Annotated in this window: 15 protein-coding genes; 6 read left to right on the top strand and 9 right to left on the bottom strand. The window is 62.7% G+C overall.

Annotated elements, in window-relative coordinates; translation table 11 throughout:
- Nucleotides 1-342 precede the first annotated feature (342 nt).
- The 4 genes from ASG03_RS17515 to ASG03_RS17500 form a co-directional block, all read right to left on the bottom strand.
- Complete coding sequence (locus tag ASG03_RS17515) at nt 343-558, bottom strand: cold-shock protein (RefSeq protein WP_062476090.1); 216 nt, start codon at nt 556-558, stop codon at nt 343-345.
- A 484-nt stretch (nt 559-1042) separates the two neighbouring features.
- Nucleotides 1043-1945 carry a DMT family transporter gene (locus ASG03_RS17510; RefSeq protein ID WP_062695293.1) on the bottom strand — a complete coding sequence of 301 codons (903 nt, stop codon included), beginning with the start codon at nt 1943-1945 and terminating at the stop codon, nt 1043-1045.
- A gap of 79 nt (nt 1946-2024) precedes the next feature.
- Entirely contained in the window at nt 2025-2213 is a 189-nt protein-coding gene (locus ASG03_RS17505; protein WP_062476086.1) for a hypothetical protein, read from the bottom strand.
- A 5-nt stretch (nt 2214-2218) separates the two neighbouring features.
- On the bottom strand, nt 2219-2707 hold the full coding sequence (locus ASG03_RS17500) for a hypothetical protein (protein ID WP_156381861.1): 489 nt from the start codon (nt 2705-2707) through the stop codon (nt 2219-2221).
- 405 nt (nt 2708-3112) lie between these two features.
- Between ASG03_RS17500 and ASG03_RS17495 the strand changes: the two genes are divergently transcribed.
- Together ASG03_RS17495 and ASG03_RS17490 are read left to right on the top strand one after the other, a co-directional pair.
- The gene (locus ASG03_RS17495) at nt 3113-4315 is read left to right on the top strand and encodes a pyridoxal phosphate-dependent aminotransferase (RefSeq protein WP_062694808.1); all 1203 of its coding nucleotides are present in this window, start codon (nt 3113-3115) and stop codon (nt 4313-4315) included.
- A 19-nt stretch (nt 4316-4334) separates the two neighbouring features.
- A complete protein-coding gene (locus ASG03_RS17490; RefSeq protein WP_062694805.1) occupies nt 4335-5489 on the top strand; it encodes an MFS transporter in 1155 nt (384 codons plus the stop codon).
- 93 nt (nt 5490-5582) lie between these two features.
- Here the strand turns inward: ASG03_RS17490 and ASG03_RS17485 are convergent, their stop codons facing one another.
- The 4 genes from ASG03_RS17485 to trxB all read right to left on the bottom strand — a co-directional run bounded on the left by ASG03_RS17485 (nt 5583) and on the right by trxB (nt 9705).
- A complete protein-coding gene (locus ASG03_RS17485) occupies nt 5583-6710 on the bottom strand; it encodes an alkene reductase (RefSeq protein ID WP_062694803.1) in 1128 nt (375 codons plus the stop codon).
- 38 nt (nt 6711-6748) lie between these two features.
- A complete protein-coding gene (locus tag ASG03_RS17480; protein ID WP_062476066.1) occupies nt 6749-7042 on the bottom strand; it encodes an ArsR/SmtB family transcription factor in 294 nt (97 codons plus the stop codon).
- Between the two features lie 680 nt (nt 7043-7722).
- The gene (locus tag ASG03_RS17475) at nt 7723-8619 is read right to left on the bottom strand and encodes a LysR family transcriptional regulator VtlR (RefSeq protein ID WP_062476063.1); all 897 of its coding nucleotides are present in this window, start codon (nt 8617-8619) and stop codon (nt 7723-7725) included.
- A gap of 111 nt (nt 8620-8730) precedes the next feature.
- On the bottom strand, nt 8731-9705 hold the full coding sequence (gene trxB, locus ASG03_RS17470; RefSeq protein ID WP_062694801.1) for a thioredoxin-disulfide reductase: 975 nt from the start codon (nt 9703-9705) through the stop codon (nt 8731-8733).
- 364 nt (nt 9706-10069) lie between these two features.
- Between trxB and ASG03_RS17465 the strand changes: the two genes are divergently transcribed.
- The 4 genes from ASG03_RS17465 (at nt 10070) to ASG03_RS17450 (ending at nt 13594) form a co-directional block, all read left to right on the top strand.
- Nucleotides 10070-10912, top strand: a complete 843-nt coding sequence (locus ASG03_RS17465) for a glycosyltransferase family 2 protein (protein WP_244475300.1) — start codon at nt 10070-10072, stop codon at nt 10910-10912.
- A 9-nt stretch (nt 10913-10921) separates the two neighbouring features.
- A complete protein-coding gene (locus tag ASG03_RS17460) occupies nt 10922-11944 on the top strand; it encodes a glycosyltransferase (RefSeq protein ID WP_062694797.1) in 1023 nt (340 codons plus the stop codon).
- 258 nt (nt 11945-12202) lie between these two features.
- Nucleotides 12203-12670 carry an Lrp/AsnC family transcriptional regulator gene (locus ASG03_RS17455; RefSeq protein ID WP_062477034.1) on the top strand — a complete coding sequence of 156 codons (468 nt, stop codon included), beginning with the start codon at nt 12203-12205 and terminating at the stop codon, nt 12668-12670.
- A complete protein-coding gene (locus ASG03_RS17450) occupies nt 12671-13594 on the top strand; it encodes a hypothetical protein (RefSeq protein ID WP_062694794.1) in 924 nt (307 codons plus the stop codon).
- Between the two features lie 42 nt (nt 13595-13636).
- On the opposite strand, the gene ASG03_RS17445 is transcribed toward ASG03_RS17450, so the two are convergent.
- Nucleotides 13637-14710 (bottom strand): glycosyltransferase family 4 protein, encoded by a 1074-nt coding sequence (locus ASG03_RS17445; protein WP_062476048.1) that lies wholly within the window; start codon nt 14708-14710, stop codon nt 13637-13639.
- Nucleotides 14711-14865: the final 155 nt, after the last annotated feature.

The following is a 14865-nucleotide window of genomic DNA, read 5'->3' as shown; positions in this document are numbered from 1 at the left end:
CTTCGCTTTACGTGCTTGTTTTGATGCATGTCGTTTCCCGAAACCGCTGCACATTTACGGGCGACATGCATTCGGGGACGCTTCCTCTAAAAGCCCGGCGCCACCGTCCCGTCCGTCAACCGCGAAGGGCGTGTCATCGCCGGCGGACGCCCGGCATGCAGGCCGTGCGGAACAACAGGCCGACGCCACGACAGGCCGGGATAACACGCCGCTTGCCGCATACCGCGCACGTCGGCAAGCTGTCGCTCGACCGCACGCCACGCCTTGTCCCGGTAGTGCGGAGCAACGAAAACCCGGCGCGGACGCCAGGTTTCCGCTCTGTCGTCAGAGGGGTTGCTGTGGTCAGCCCGAGACGTTCAGGTTGACGGCCTTGGGGCCCTTGCCACGGCGGTCCGGCTCTGTGTCGTAGCTGACCTTCTGGTTTTCGGTCAGTCCGTTGAGACCGGATGCCTGGACAGCGGAGATGTGGACGAAGATGTCCGCGCCGCCATTATCGGGCTTGATGAAGCCAAAGCCCTTGTCGGTGTTGAAGAATTTTACAATGCCGGTTTCGGCCATGCGTCAGGTCCTTTTTCCTCTGCCCGGATGCGGCGAGCAGCATTACGACTGTGCCCAAAGGGGCGATTTGCAGGCATGTCTCGACTGTGAGGAAAGGTCCTGTCATTCATGTCCCGTGCCAGATCTACCGCCCCGACACGGACCACCCGGAGAATTCTTGCGTCTCCAGTGCGCACTTATTCTTAAGGTCTTCCCGTGTTCGCAGATTGCCCGAACACAGTAAACTTGATGCGTTTGTTTTCAATTGGCAAGCAAAAGTTTATTGAAAGAAGTCAGGCGGTTGCGTTTGTCTAATTTCAACGCACCTGCCGATAATCCTCGCTTTTACCTCTGAGATTGCAAGCTATTGAAACTATTTTAGTTTGAGAACGGCGTGGTGAAAATTTAGGCTGAAAACGACATTCGATGTCGTGATCGCGGGGGGTGCAGCATGACCATCCAGATCGTGCGCCAGGAGCGGGAAAAGCCGTAAGACTAGGCTAACCTACTGATGCGACAGTGTTCTCTCCGCCCGCTTGCGGCCGAGCTCAGGCACGATCTCAACCATCAACATGGCGGCAAAAATGATGAGTCCGCCGAGATAGCCGATGGGTGCGATGGTTTCGCCCAGAAGCAACACGCCGAAGAATGCTGCAAACAATGCTTCACTCGAAAGGAAGATCGCCGCCTGCGGCGCCGTGGTGTAGCGCTGTCCCACCACTTGCAGGGTAAAGGCGACCCCGCTCGAGAAGATGCCGGAATAGAGAAGCTCCGGTATCGTCGCCCTGATGGCATCGAACGACAGCGGTTCCAGCACCAGCGCCAACCCGCCGGCGAGAACCGCGCATGTCGCGAACTGCACCAGGGAGAGGGCGAAAGGCCGGCCGCTGGAGTGCGCGAAGACGGTGATGAGGATGACCTGGACCGCGCAGAAGAGCGCGGCGAGGAGGGTGAGGAGATCGCCGCGTGTCAGCTGCGACAGCGCGCCGCCCGAAAGCAGGAAAATGCCGAGAAACGACAGGCCGGCTGCCGGCCAGATGATCCAGTGCGGCCGCCGGCGCAGGAAGAGAACCGTGAGAATGGGAACGAGCACGACATAGAGGCCGGTGAGGAAACCGGAATTGGCAACGGTGGTCGTCATGATGCCAATTTGCTGCGCGAGGACGGCGAGGCACAGGGAAAGGCCGATGGCAACGAACCCGCGCAGGTCGCGGGCGGCCAGCGGAACGGGCGCCTTCTGACGCTCCCGCACCGCGAAGGGGGCGAGCACGAGGGCGGCAATCGAAAAGCGCAGGCACGTGAACCAGAGAGGGCCGATCGTTTCCATGGCGGTGGACTGCGCCACAAAGCCGGCGCCCCAGATGGCACCGGCGAGAAGAAGAATGAGATTGGCCTGAATGCGTGTCACCCGCTGCTCCTCCACGGCTTGGTAGCGTTTCGGCTAGCAGCCAGAGGGGGGCATGACAAGATCGTCAGTTGAGCGAGACTTACAGTGCCGCGACGAAAACCGCGTTGGGGCCGGCGACGATGCGGCTCTGCAGGAAGAGGCCTTTGCCGACCAGCATCATGCCGGCGAGCGCGACGATGACGATGGCGGCGACCACGATGGTCTCCAACGCGTTGAGCCCCGTGAAGAGGCCGAGGCGGTTCTGTTTGCGGTCGGGTTCGGACGCCATGGCGATCACGCTTCCCACGACAGGCCGCGCACCTGCCAGCGCCACAGGCCGAAACTGACCGCCGCCATCGCCGCGCCAGCGAGCAGCATGAGCCCGATCGCGATGTGTCGTTCCGCCGGCAAGATGCGGCCGGGGAGGGCGAAGGCGCCGAGGCTGGCGAGCTGACGAGCAGACAGGATCGCACCCGTCGACATCTGGTCCGGCGCGCCGAGCGGTGCATTGTCGAGCCACAGCATCGGGCTGTTGGCTGCCGAGCCCGTTGCCTCGATCAAGGCCGGCGGCTTGCCGAGCGGAAACAGGGCATCGTCCGTCTGTTCCAGCGCAAGCCCCGTCTGCTCGAGCGAGACGCCTGTCGGCCCGCCCATTTCGACCGCCTCACCGGCCGTCGCACTTCCGGCCATCGCACTGCCGGCCGAAACGAGGATGGCCGCGATCGTCAGGCCGAAACCCGCGCGACGCAGGAACGACAGGGGAGGTGGTGCGGATACGGGCATGTCGAACCTCGAGGGCAGGCGGCGGAAGGGCGTGAGCGGATAGAATGTAAAAAGCGCTCCGATATCGGCCTCATCTCGACCGAATTGCGGCATGCTCCGGCAAATGTCATGGCAAAAACAAGGCGTTTGGATAACGCGGAAATAACTGTTTTCATTAAGGAAAAATAAACCGGTGCCGCAGGCTCCGCGCAAGCTTTCGTGGTGGCGAAAACGCGCGCCGGCGCCGTGATTCGCAGGCCACTGCCGATCCATCGGCGTGCGAGATGGAATCCATCAAACCTCGTCATGCCAGCCGGTCTTGCGGCCTTTCCGCTTGAATTGACCGGCCATATTCGACATACAGCTAGCGCTCCGGGCCGTTTTCCTGCCGAGCATCCTTGTCGTAACCATCAGGACCGTCCCATCATGGCCTTTCTCGCCGACGCTCTTTCCCGTGTGAAGCCCTCCGCCACCATCGCCGTCTCGCAAAAGGCGCGCGAACTCAAGGCCAAGGGCCGGGACGTCATCGGGCTTGGTGCCGGTGAGCCGGATTTCGATACGCCCGACAACATCAAAAAGGCCGCCATCGACGCGATCAACCGTGGCGAGACGAAATACACGCCCGTCTCCGGCATTCCGGAACTGCGCGAAGCGATCGCCAAGAAGTTCAAGCGCGAAAACAATCTCGATTACACCGCGGCGCAGACGATCGTCGGCACGGGTGGCAAGCAGATCCTGTTCAATGCCTTCATGGCCACGATGAACCCGGGCGACGAGGTTGTCATTCCCGCGCCCTACTGGGTATCCTATCCGGAAATGGTTTCGATCTGCGGCGGGACGCCGGTCTTCGTCGAGGCGACGCAGGCCAACAATTTCAAGCTGACGGCGGACGATCTCGACAAGGCGATCACGGCGAAGACGAAGTGGTTCATCTTCAACTCGCCGTCGAACCCATCCGGTGCCGCCTATTCGCATGACGAGTTGAAGGCGCTGACGGACGTCCTCCTGAAGCACCCGCATGTCTGGGTCCTGACGGACGATATGTACGAGCATCTGACCTATGGCGACTTCAAGTTTGCGACACCTGTCGAAGTCGAGCCCAAGCTCTACGAGCGCACGCTGACGATGAACGGCGTGTCCAAGGCCTATGCAATGACGGGATGGCGCATCGGGTATGCTGCTGGTCCGTTGCCGCTCATCAAGGCCATGGACATGATCCAGGGCCAGCAGACGTCCGGCGCGTGCTCGATTGCCCAGTGGGCCGCCGTCGAGGCCCTCAACGGGACGCAGGACTTCATTCCGGAAAACAAGAAGATCTTCGAAGGTCGTCGCGATCTGGTCGTGTCGATGCTCAACCAGGCAACCGGCATCGAGTGCCCGTCGCCGGAGGGCGCGTTCTATGTCTACCCGTCGTGCAAGGGGCTGATCGGCAAGACGGCCCCGTCGGGCAAGGTGATCGAGACGGACGAGGACTTCGTGTCTGAGCTTCTCGAGTCCGAGGGCGTCGCGGTGGTCCACGGGTCGGCGTTCGGTCTCGGTCCCAACTTCCGCATCTCCTATGCGACGTCGGAAACGCTGCTCGAGGAAGCCTGCAAGCGCATCCAGCGCTTCTGCGCCGCCTGCAAGTAACGATAAAGAGGCGCATTTCTTGACGCTATCCGGTCATCACAGGATCTACATCTGCTTTTTCCTGTTTGCCGTGGCGTTGGGCGCGTTGCTTGCGCGCATGCCCGACCTGCAGGTTGCCCTGCAGGTCGACAAGTCCGAACTCGGCCTGACGCTCATCGGCATGGCGATCGGTGCGTTGATTTCGCTCACAGTATCCTCGCCGCTGATCGAGCGGCTCGGACCCAAGGTCACAGCCTATGTCACCGTGATCGGCACGGCGACATGCTACGCGCTCGTGCCGTGGATGCCGGGGGCTGCCGGTGTCTTTGCCGTTCTGCTCGTGGCAGGCATGCTGGCGGGCGCGCTGGAAATCAATCTCAACGTCGAACTCGGACGCATCGAGGCTGCCACCGGCCGCAGCGTGATGAACCGGGCGCATGGGTGCTGGAGCGCCGGCTTCTTCGTCACGGCCCTTGCGGCCTCGTTCATTCGCCAGTCCGGCATGACCATGGAAGCGCATCTCGGCGTCGTCCTGCTGCTGGTCATCGTCCTTGCCTGGGTCGCGATCCGTGGGCTCGAGGCCGCGCCGATCGATGCCGGGCATCTGCCGGAGGAAAAGGCGCCTGCTTTCGCCTTCCCGACCGTGGGGCTGCTGCCGCTCTGCCTCATCGGTATCGCCGCGTTCCTGGTCGAAGGTGCGGGCATCGACTGGTCGGCGATCTACATGCGGGACGTGTTCCAGTCCGAGCCTTTCGTCGGCGGGTTGGGCCTGACGCTTTTCACCTTCTTCATGGCCCTGGTGCGTCTGGTGGCCGACCCGATCGTCGAGCGTTTCGGCAGTCGCGCGGTCGCTGCCGCGCTCCTTGTGCTGTCGATCATCGGCATCCTCGCCGTCGGCCTGTCGCCGCATCCTGTCGTGGCGTTGGTCGGCTTTGCCCTGATGGGCGCCGGCTGCAGCGCCGTCTATCCGCTCGCCGTTTCCGCCGCTGCCCAGCGGCGTGACCGCGCACCGCATGTCAACGTCGCCTCGCTCGGGCAGGTGACCTTCATCATCTTCTTTTTTGCGCCGCCGCTCCTCGGCTTCGTCGCCGAGCATGCCGGAATCCGCGCCTCGTACTTCCTCTGCCTGCCGCTGGTCATAGGGGCGCTGTTCTGCGTGCCGACTCTGAAAGGCGTCGCCACGCGCGCTGCCTGAGACGGCGCATCCCACCGCTCGCCGCCGCAACGCAAAAGGCCTGCATCGCTGCAGGCCTTTCGTATTTTTCGACGATGGCGATAGGCGCGGCGCTTATTCCGCTGCCTGCTGCGTCAGCACCGGGTAATCCGTGTAGCCCTTGGCACCGCCGCCATACAGCGTGTCGCCATCCAGCGCGTTCAACGGGGCATCCTGTTTCAGGCGCTCGACGAGATCCGGGTTCGCGATGAACGGCTTGCCGAAGGCGACGAGATCGACACGGCCGCTTTCGACCGACTCGATTGCCAGCTTGCGGTCATAGCCATTGTTGGCCATCCAGGCCGCCTTGCCGCCAGCAGCTTCGTAGCGCGCACGGAGGGCTGCAAAATCGAACGGCGTGTCGCCCTGCTGGAAGTCGCGATCGCCGCCCGTTGCGCCCTCGATCACGTGGATATAGGCCAGCGCGTGCTTGGCGAGACCCTCGACGACATGGTCGAAGAGCGGCTGAGGCTCGGGATCGAAGGCATCATTTGCCGGCGTGACCGGGGACAGGCGGATGCCCGTGCGGCCGGCACCGATCTCGGCAACGATCGCGTCGGTGACTTCGAAGAGGAAGCGCGTGCGATTCTCGATCGAGCCGCCATATTGGTCGGTGCGTGTGTTGGTGCCGGAGCGCAGGAACTGGTCGACGAGGTAGCCGTTCGCAGCGTGGATCTCGACGCCATCGAAGCCTGCATCCATGGCTGCGCGGGCTGCCTTGCGGAAATCCTGGACAATGCCGGCGATTTCGGACGTTTCGAGCGCACGCGGCTCTGATGTCGGGACGAACTCCCCCGTGCCGTCGGGATGGCGGATATAGGTCTTCGACTGTGCCGTGATCGCCGATGCCGACACAGGCTTGCCTTCGCCCGGCTGCAGCGATGTGTGGGAGATACGGCCGACATGCCACAGCTGCACGACGATCTTGCCGCCGGCGGCGTGGACGGCGCTCGTCACCCTTTTCCAGCCTTCCAGCGCTTCAGCCGTGTAGAGGCCGGGCACGTCGGCATAGCCCTGGCCCTGATGGGTGATCGCCGTGGCTTCGGTGATGATGAGGCCGGCGGTGGCGCGCTGTTCATAATAGGTGACGTTCAGAGTGTTCGGAACTGCGCCCGGCGAGCGATTGCGCGTCAGCGGCGCCATGACAATGCGATTGGCAAGCGCGATATCGCCGGCGGTTGTGGGTTCGAAGAGAGACGTCATGGAATGTCCTTTCCAGTCGGGTCGGGGGAGGGCGAGGTTCAGAGAGCCGTGCCGATTGCGGCAAGGAACGCCTGAATGGTGTCTTCGTTACGCTTGTAGAAGATCCACTGGCCGACACGTCGAGTGGTCACCAGGTCTGCGCGCTGAAGAATGGCGAGATGCGCCGATATCGTGGATTGCGAAAGTCCGACCGTTTCGAACTGGCTGGCACAGACGCCCATCTCGACAGGATGGGCCTGCGACGAGAAGTGGGCGTCGGGATCCTTGAGCTTGGTCAGGATCTCGACCCGCTTGGGATGCGCCAGTGCCTTGAGAATTTCGTTCAGGTCCATGCTGTCCGTCGCAATGCTACGATCTTTAAATCGGCTCACATCGATACATGGATCGTCGATTGACGATTTACAAGACGGGCTGGGGGGAAAGATTAGCGGACCGCAAAAAAAAGGACCTGCGGCGAAACCGAGGTCCTTGAGATGTGAAGGTCATGAAACCTCCAGAGGGGAACAGCTGATGCGGTGATACTGGGAGGGATTAGACCACCGGTGCAACAGCTGAAACAGATATGGGAAAGCATTGTGACGAAATCAACGCTCGCCCAGCGATTTCGTTGAATTTTTGCGAAGCGCAGATGCAGCGCAGAGATGGTCGCGACCGGCTTGTCAGCCGCAGTCCAAAATCCGGGCAAAAAAAGAGGGCCGCAAGTAAACTTGGGCCCTTTAGAATTATGAAGGTTATTCAACCTCCAGAGGGGAACAGCTGCTGCGGTGGCACTGGGAGGAAAATCGCCACCAAGATGCATCAGCTGTGGTTGATATGATCGTTTCTTAGGCGGCCAGCAATCCATATAACTGCACGGCAGCCATGCGATACCTGCACCTCTGGCTAATTTTCAGGCAAAATTTGCTTTTCGCTCCAACGAGCTTCGAAGGTACTTTGAAGAAGATCAGCCTTAACAACAGATTGAGGAGCGGCTAGCCACTGGCTGAAATTTCGGCACGGCCTTGGTGCCGGTCTAGAAGTTCCAGTTTCGTGCCTTGGAGACGATGAAGTCCCGGAAGACCTTCAGCTTGGCTGCGTTTTTCAGCTCGTCGGGATAGCAGAAATAGGTATCGAACGAGGGTATGTCGGCGCCGATGGGCAGCTGGATGAGGCCGGGATCGCGGCCGACGATATAGTCGGGCATCATCGCGATACCGATCCCAAGCAGGCAGGCGCGCTTGATCGAGGTCTGGCTGTTGATCTGGAGATGCGAATTGCGCGGATTGTCGCTGTCGCGCCCGGCGATCGCAAGCCAGTTGACGTCGAGCAGATAGTTGGGGGCGGGCTCGCCGAAGGTGATGATGCGGTGGTTGTCGAGATCCTCGATCGACTGCGGCTCGCCGTGCTTGTTGATATAGGACGGCGCTGCGTAGAGGTGCATGTGCACCGTGAACAATTTGCGCTGGATGAGGTCCGATTGCTGCGGCTGGCGGAGCCGGATGGCGCAATCGGCATGGCGCATGTTCACGTCAAGCTCCTCGTTGTCGAGGATCAGCTGTACCGACATGTCGGGATAGAGCGCCAGAAACTCCTGCACCTTGTCGGTCAGCCAACCCTGGCCAAGGCCGACGGTGGTGGTGATGCGCAGCTTGCCGGAGGGCTTGTCGGTCGTCTCCGTAAGGAGAACCTTGACGCTTTCCAGCTTCATCAGCACTTCGTGCGCCGTGCGATAGAGGATTTCGCCCTGTTCCGTCAGGATCAGGCCGCGGGCATGACGATGGAAGAGCTTGATGCCGACGTCCTGCTCGAGCGACGACACCTGGCGGCTGATGGCGGATTGCGACAGATGAAGCTTCTCGGCCGCATGGGTGAAAGAACCTGCCTCCGCCGCAGCATGGAAGATGCGCAGTTTATCCCAGTCAAGCGGCATTCGGTCCCCCACTCAACGCCCTCGGGCGAAAGCCGTATTGCTTCCTCCGTCCGGCGCTTCTTCGTTCCCAGAGGGCACCATCATCGATGATGCCACTTTCTCTCGCAGCGTCTACTCGGCTGCAATTGCGACGGGCATATGACCCGCCAGAAACTTCTCGGCTTCCAGGGCGGCCATGCAGCCCATCCCGGCGGCGGTGATCGCCTGCCGATAGACATCGTCGGTCACGTCGCCGGCGGCGTAGACCCCTTCGACGTCCGTCGCCGTCGAGTCCGGCGCGGTCCAGAGATACCCATTCGGCTTCAGGCGCAGCTTGCCCTTGAAGAGCTCCGTTGCCGGCGCGTGACCGATGGCCACGAAGACGCCGTCGATCGGCATGTCCGAGATCTCGCCGGTGCGCGTGTTGCGCAGCGATACGCCGGTGACGGAGGCCGGCATCGGCGGCTTGGGCGGCGTTCCCGTATAGGCGGCGATCTCGTGATCCCAGACGATCTTGACATTGGCCTTGGCAAACAGGCGTTCCTGCAGGATACGCTCGGCCCGGAAGTGATCGCGGCGGTGGACGACCGTGACCGTCCTTGCGAGGTTCGACAGATAGAGCGCTTCCTCGACGGCCGAATTGCCGCCGCCGACGACGATGACATCTTTGTTGCGATAGAAGAACCCATCGCAGGTCGCGCAGGCCGACACGCCGAAGCCCTTGAAGGTCTCCTCCGTCTCGATGCCCAGCCACTTCGCCTTGGCGCCGGTGGCGATAACGAGCGTATCCGCCGTCCAGACCGTGCCGCTATCGGTCGTGAGGCGGAACGGGCGGACCGACACGTCTACCGAGGTCACGAGATCGTTGACGATCTCGGTCCCGACATGCACGGCCTGCTTCAACATCTGCTCCATGAGCCAGGGTCCCTGGATCGGATCGCCGAAGCCCGGATAGTTCTCGACATCCGTGGTGATCATCAACTGGCCGCCTTGCTCCATGCCGGCGATGAGAACCGGGTTGAGCATGGCGCGTGCCGCATAGATGGCAGCGGTATAGCCGGCCGGGCCGGAGCCGATGATGAGAAGCTTGGTGTGGCGGGCGGTCATGGCGTTTCCTTGGGCGCGACGGGAGCCTCGGTTTTCAGGCCCAGTGCGCAAAACGGGCGAGGTGGATAAGGGCAGGAGTGCTCAGTGTAGGGATGAGGGTCAAGCGGTTTCAAGTGCGCAGAACAGGATTACCACATTTGATTGACGGCGGAACGGCCTTTTGCGCGGCTTGGCGACCGTCCGCACGCCCGGTTCGCCGAGAAATGGCGACAATCATGCAGCCGAGCCGCATCTCTCTCCACTCCCATTTCCCACCATAGAATTAAACATTAGTAATTTAGGTGATTTTCTTTTAGCGTGACATCTTGGTCGACGTCGATGCTGCGGTGCGCACGCGACAGCGAGAAAAGCCCATGGTCGAGACATGATGCACAGCCGAATAGATCCCGCAAGAACGACGTCGCCCCTGGCGCTCTCCGTCTTCATCATCTGCAAGAATGAGGAGGCTTATCTCAGCAACTGCATCGAGAGCCTTGCCGGATGCGCCGAGATCGTCATCGTGGATTCCGGCTCGACCGACGGGACCGTGCCGCTCATCCGCCGCTATATCGCCGCAGGCTGGCCGATCCGGTTTTTCGAGGAAGCGTGGCGGGGCTATGCAGGGCAGAAACAGTTCGCGCTCGATCAATGCACGCAGGGCTGGTGCCTGAACGTGGATTCCGACGAGCGGCTGGATGGCCCGCTGCGAGATGCCTTGCCGCGACTGATGGCCGTCGGGGCCGACGTGGTCGGCTGGAAGATCGCGCGGCGTCCTTATCTCATCGGCTACGGATACACCCCCCTGCATGTCCGCGAGCGCAAGAATCTCAGGCTCGTGCGACGGGGCGCAGGGGCCTATGACCTGAGCCAGGCGGTCCACGAAGGCATCGTGACCCACGGGATCGTGCGCAAGGCATCGACGGGAAGCCTGCTGCACTACCGGCCGCTGCGGATGGACGAGCAGATCCTGAAGGAGAACCACTATTCCACGCTGAAAGCGGACCAGGCCTACAATACCGGCCGACGCCCGAACGCCTGGAGCCTCGTGTTCTCGTCGCCGATCTACTTTCTCCGGCTCTACTTCCTGACAGGTCTCTGGCGGTGCGGCACGTCCGGCTTCATCGAGGCGATGACCGGCGCGGTCTACGCCTTCCTCACCCAGTCGAAGCTTCACCAGCGGCACGCGCTGCGCTACCGCGCCAATGACGACGATTCGCAGAGCAGGTAAGTCCGAGACATGAAAGTTTTCCACCTCCACTTCGGCAAGGATGGCGGCGCCGAGAAATTCTTCGTGCATCTTGTCCGGGCCCTTGCACACCAAGGGGTCGAACAGACGGCCGTCATCCGCAGGTCCCGCGCGTGGCGTCCGCAGATCGAGCCCTATGCGCGCATCATCGAGAGCAATTTCCGCAATCTTTCCCTCGACAGGCTGACCTTGCCCATCCGGATCCGAAACCTGGCCGAGCGCGAGAGACCAGACGCCATCATGTCCTGGGTCATGCGCGCCGGACGGCTGACGCCGCGCTACAGGCATGGACTGACGGTCTCGCGCCTGGGCGACTACCCTTCGCATCTCGACTACTTCAAGACGACGGAGATGCTGGTTTGCAATACGCCGGATATTGCCGATCATGTGCGTCGGATCGGCTGGACACGCGGCGTCGAGGTCATCTCGAACTTTACCCAGACCGACCTCGTGCCGCCGGTGCCGCGCAAGACCGTCGATACACCCGACAACGCGCCTGTCGTGATGACCATGGGACGCTTCGTCAAGCGCAAGGGTTTCGACACGCTGATCGAAGCGGTGGCGAAGCTTCCCGGTGTGTTTCTCTGGATCGCAGGCGACGGTGCCGAGCGCGCGGCTCTCGAGACGCTCGTCCGGGAGCGGGACATGGAGGGGCGCACCCGTTTCCTCGGCTGGCAGGCGGATACGCGTCCTTTCGTTGCGGCGGCGGATGTCTTCGTCATGCCGTCGACCCACGAGCCGCTGGGCAACGTCATTCTGGAAGCCTGGGCGCAGAAGCGGCCCGTGGTGACCTCCCGGGCGGAGGGACCGTCCTGGTTCGTCAAGGAAGGCGAGAACGGCCTGTTTGCGGATATCGGCAATGCGGACCAGTTTGCCGGCGCGATTTCCCGCATCCTTTCCGATCCGGTTCTGGCAGGCGACCTCAGCGAGGGCGGTCATGCAACGCTGATGCGGCAGTTTTCCGAAGAGGCGACGGCCGCCGCCTACATCGACCTCTTCCGTCGTCGTCCTTAGATGCAAGGCAAGCGTGGCTCCTGGCACCCGGGATCGCGTGGCCTCGACAGCCGTCTTTTCTGCCGGCCAAAAGCATGCCCGTTAAACCACTTGCTCCCGGCTTTGTGATGATGCAGAAACCGAATGGGTCGTCGTGCATGACTGTCTCGGGTCGAGCGGGCCCGGGCGTGTCGTGCGTGTCAGCCAGAACCGCTGCCTCCCCCAAGCGCGCCAGAGATGCTGCCGCGTTGTCGAGGCGAACAAGAGGTGGTGAACCCCGTGCTGCGCGCTGATCTCGATCAGATCGACATTAAGATCCTTCGCGAACTTCAGGCCGACGGGCGGATCACGAATGTGGAGCTTGCGGCCCGGGTCGGCATTTCCGCGCCCCCGTGTCTGCGTCGCGTGCGGCGGCTCGAAGAAACCGGAATCATCGAAGGCTATCGCACGGTGCTGAACGGCCCGATGCTTGGGCTCGATCTCGTCGCGTTCTGCATGGTGGGCCTCAAGCACCAGTCCGACGCCAACCTGAAGGCGTTTTCGGCCGCGACCACGGCTTGGCCGCTCGTCCGGCAGGCCTGGCTCGTCAATGGCGACAGTGATTTCCTTCTCCATTGCGTGGCGGAAAATCTGACCACGTTCCAGGATTTCGTGATCGAGGAACTGACCGCCAACGAGCAGGTGGATACCGTCCGCACCATGCTGACCATCCGGCAGGTCAAAAAGGTCGGGCTGGTGGATATCTGAATGGCATCCGATCGACCGCTGCACCGGCGCCTCTGGAAGCTGGCCGCCACGCTTGCCTACGGTCGACGCCGCGCCCATGCCTATGACTGGGCGCCGTCCCTGCGCATCGAACCTGCGCCCTACGGGCCCGAAAAGACGATCCTCTTCAAGGGGCGACCGGTGGGCACCCTGTTGCCGCCGTCTGCGCTATCAGACCTTGCCGGCAGCGATATCACTATCGTCGGCTCCGGGCCGTCGGTCCGCGATGCTGATCTGCAGGCGCTTGCCGACCGGAGCACGCTTCTCCTCAACGGCGCCATAGCCCTCGTGCCGGAGCGCATTGCCCGTCCGCTGGCTTTCGTCGCCGAGGACGAGCGCTTCGTCTATCGTCATTTCCCAGCCTTTCTCGCCGGCCTCGACCGGACCATCCTCTGCCTCCTCTCCGTCGCGGTGCTGCGCGCAGTTCTGGAGCAGGATCCGGACTGGCTGACCGACAGGCCCGTCATCCTGATCGACAACCTGTTGAAGCCGTATGGTGAGAACAGGCGCCATCTTGCCGACGTCGCGCGCATGGCGGCCGTGACGGTGGACGCACCGACCCGTTCCGGCGTGTCGCTCGACCCGGGATTGGGCGTCTTCCAGGGCGGCAGCGTCGCGGTGTCGGCGCTCCAGTTTGCGCTTTTCTGTCGCCCGCGCGTGATCGGTTTCATCGGGATCGACATATCCAATGCCGCAGAGCCGCGTTTCTACGAGAAACCCGGTGAACGGGTCTTTTCCGGCGTGTCGGAGGCCGAGGGGCGGATCCTTGCGCATATCCGTCTGGCAAAGAAGGTCGGGGAAGCGAGAGGGTCGCTGTTCGTCAATTACGCGCCAACGTCCGCCCTCCAGAAGATCGGCATTCCCTTGAGCAACCGGCTGGTTGCTCCGGAGCAACCGGCTGGCTGATCCAGAGCAACCGCTTGGTTGCTCCGGGCTGACGCGCGCTTCTCAGGCTGACGGGGCGTTGCGCTCCAGCAGTCGGTCATAGACCGCGGAAAGCGCGCCCGCCTCGCGCTCGATCCCGAACTCCGCGCGGACGTGAGCAAGGCCTGCCTGGCCATGGGCCGTGGCGCGGGCAGGGGCCTGGAGGTACAGCCGAAGCGCGGTGGTCAGGGCATCTCCATCCCCCGCCGGAACGACCGCGCCGGTTTCGCCTGGACGGATCATCTCCGCATAGGCGCCGGCGTCGGACGCGACGACGGCGGCCCCGGACGCCATGGCTTCCAGCGGTGTCAGGCCGAATCCCTCGTTGCGGGAAGGGGCGACCAGCAGCGAGACGCGGCGGTACCAGGGCTTGATGTCGTCGACCTCTCCCAGAAACCGGACGCGATCCGACAAGCCCGCCTCGGCGATCGATGTCTTCAGGCCGGCCGCAAACGCCTCGTGCTCGGCCGTCACGCGTCCGCACACGATCGCTGTCCATTCCGGGTGATGGGGCAGGAGCGCGATCATCGCCTCGACGAAGAGGTCCGTGCCTTTCTGTGGCCTGACGCGCCCGAAGCAGCCGAGAAGCCTGCGGCCGGCGAGATCGTCCGGCGCGGGTTCGCGACCCCCTGCAGCAGGGGGATGAAAGAGCTCGAGGTCGATCCCGTGGCGGATCACCGTGTGCGGGACGTCGAGAAAGCTCCCCGAACGGGCGGAGGTGGCCACGACCGCGTCCATTCGCCGGATCAATCCCTTGGTCCAGCGCGAGTGCTTGCGTTGCGCAGCGGAGGTGAACAGGAGCTTGAGCGGCATGCGCAGCACGTCGCGCAGGAGGATGCCGGGGAGCATTTCGAGGTTGCGGCGGGCGTGCCAAATGCGGACGGCTCGGCCCTCGGGCGGGCGGCGGAGACGCAGGAGGTCGCGATAGCGGATGGCGGGAAGGTCTTGTGGCAGGCCCGGACCGAGCGTCGCGATCCGCTCGCCCCTGCGTGTCTGCACCGGCACGAGTTGCACGATCGTCGAGGTGACGCCGGAAAGCCGCTTCTTGAAATTCGGAGCGATGATGTCGACGGTGCGGATGTCCAGAAGCCTGCTCATGATGGAACAAGGATAGAGGAATCGCGGCGATCCGTCACCCGCGCCTGTGCGTCATCCACCGCGCAATCGAGCCGATACCGCGGCGCACGGCGCAGGTCAGCGCCAGCCTTGCAGGAGAGCGGCGAAGGCAACGCGCCCCAGGCACGGCCCGAGGT

Origin of the sequence: Rhizobium sp. Leaf341 (assembly GCF_001424325.1) — a bacterium.
In the GTDB taxonomy this organism is placed as follows: Bacteria; Pseudomonadota; Alphaproteobacteria; order Rhizobiales; family Rhizobiaceae; genus Ferranicluibacter.
The sequence above is the reverse complement of the archived record's forward strand: the minus strand, read 5'-3'. Positions and strand labels throughout refer to the sequence as shown.

What these genes read in the sequence shown, in the direction of transcription:
- ASG03_RS17475 (WP_062476063.1), bottom strand. Translation starts at nt 8,619, where the DNA reads ATGCCGCTTGACTGGGATAAACTGCGCATCTTCCATGCTGCGGCGGAG.
- ASG03_RS17515 (WP_062476090.1), bottom strand. Translation starts at nt 558, where the DNA reads ATGGCCGAAACCGGCATTGTAAAATTCTTCAACACCGACAAGGGCTTT.
- ASG03_RS17500 (WP_156381861.1), bottom strand. Translation starts at nt 2,707, where the DNA reads ATGCCCGTATCCGCACCACCTCCCCTGTCGTTCCTGCGTCGCGCGGGT.
- ASG03_RS17505 (WP_062476086.1), bottom strand. Translation starts at nt 2,213, where the DNA reads ATGGCGTCCGAACCCGACCGCAAACAGAACCGCCTCGGCCTCTTCACG.
- trxB (WP_062694801.1), bottom strand. Translation starts at nt 9,705, where the DNA reads ATGACCGCCCGCCACACCAAGCTTCTCATCATCGGCTCCGGCCCGGCC.
- ASG03_RS17450 (WP_062694794.1), top strand. Translation starts at nt 12,671, where the DNA reads ATGGCATCCGATCGACCGCTGCACCGGCGCCTCTGGAAGCTGGCCGCC.
- ASG03_RS17495 (WP_062694808.1), top strand. Translation starts at nt 3,113, where the DNA reads ATGGCCTTTCTCGCCGACGCTCTTTCCCGTGTGAAGCCCTCCGCCACC.
- ASG03_RS17465 (WP_244475300.1), top strand. Translation starts at nt 10,070, where the DNA reads ATGATGCACAGCCGAATAGATCCCGCAAGAACGACGTCGCCCCTGGCG.
- ASG03_RS17480 (WP_062476066.1), bottom strand. Translation starts at nt 7,042, where the DNA reads ATGGACCTGAACGAAATTCTCAAGGCACTGGCGCATCCCAAGCGGGTC.
- ASG03_RS17485 (WP_062694803.1), bottom strand. Translation starts at nt 6,710, where the DNA reads ATGACGTCTCTCTTCGAACCCACAACCGCCGGCGATATCGCGCTTGCC.
- ASG03_RS17460 (WP_062694797.1), top strand. Translation starts at nt 10,922, where the DNA reads ATGAAAGTTTTCCACCTCCACTTCGGCAAGGATGGCGGCGCCGAGAAA.
- ASG03_RS17445 (WP_062476048.1), bottom strand. Translation starts at nt 14,710, where the DNA reads ATGAGCAGGCTTCTGGACATCCGCACCGTCGACATCATCGCTCCGAAT.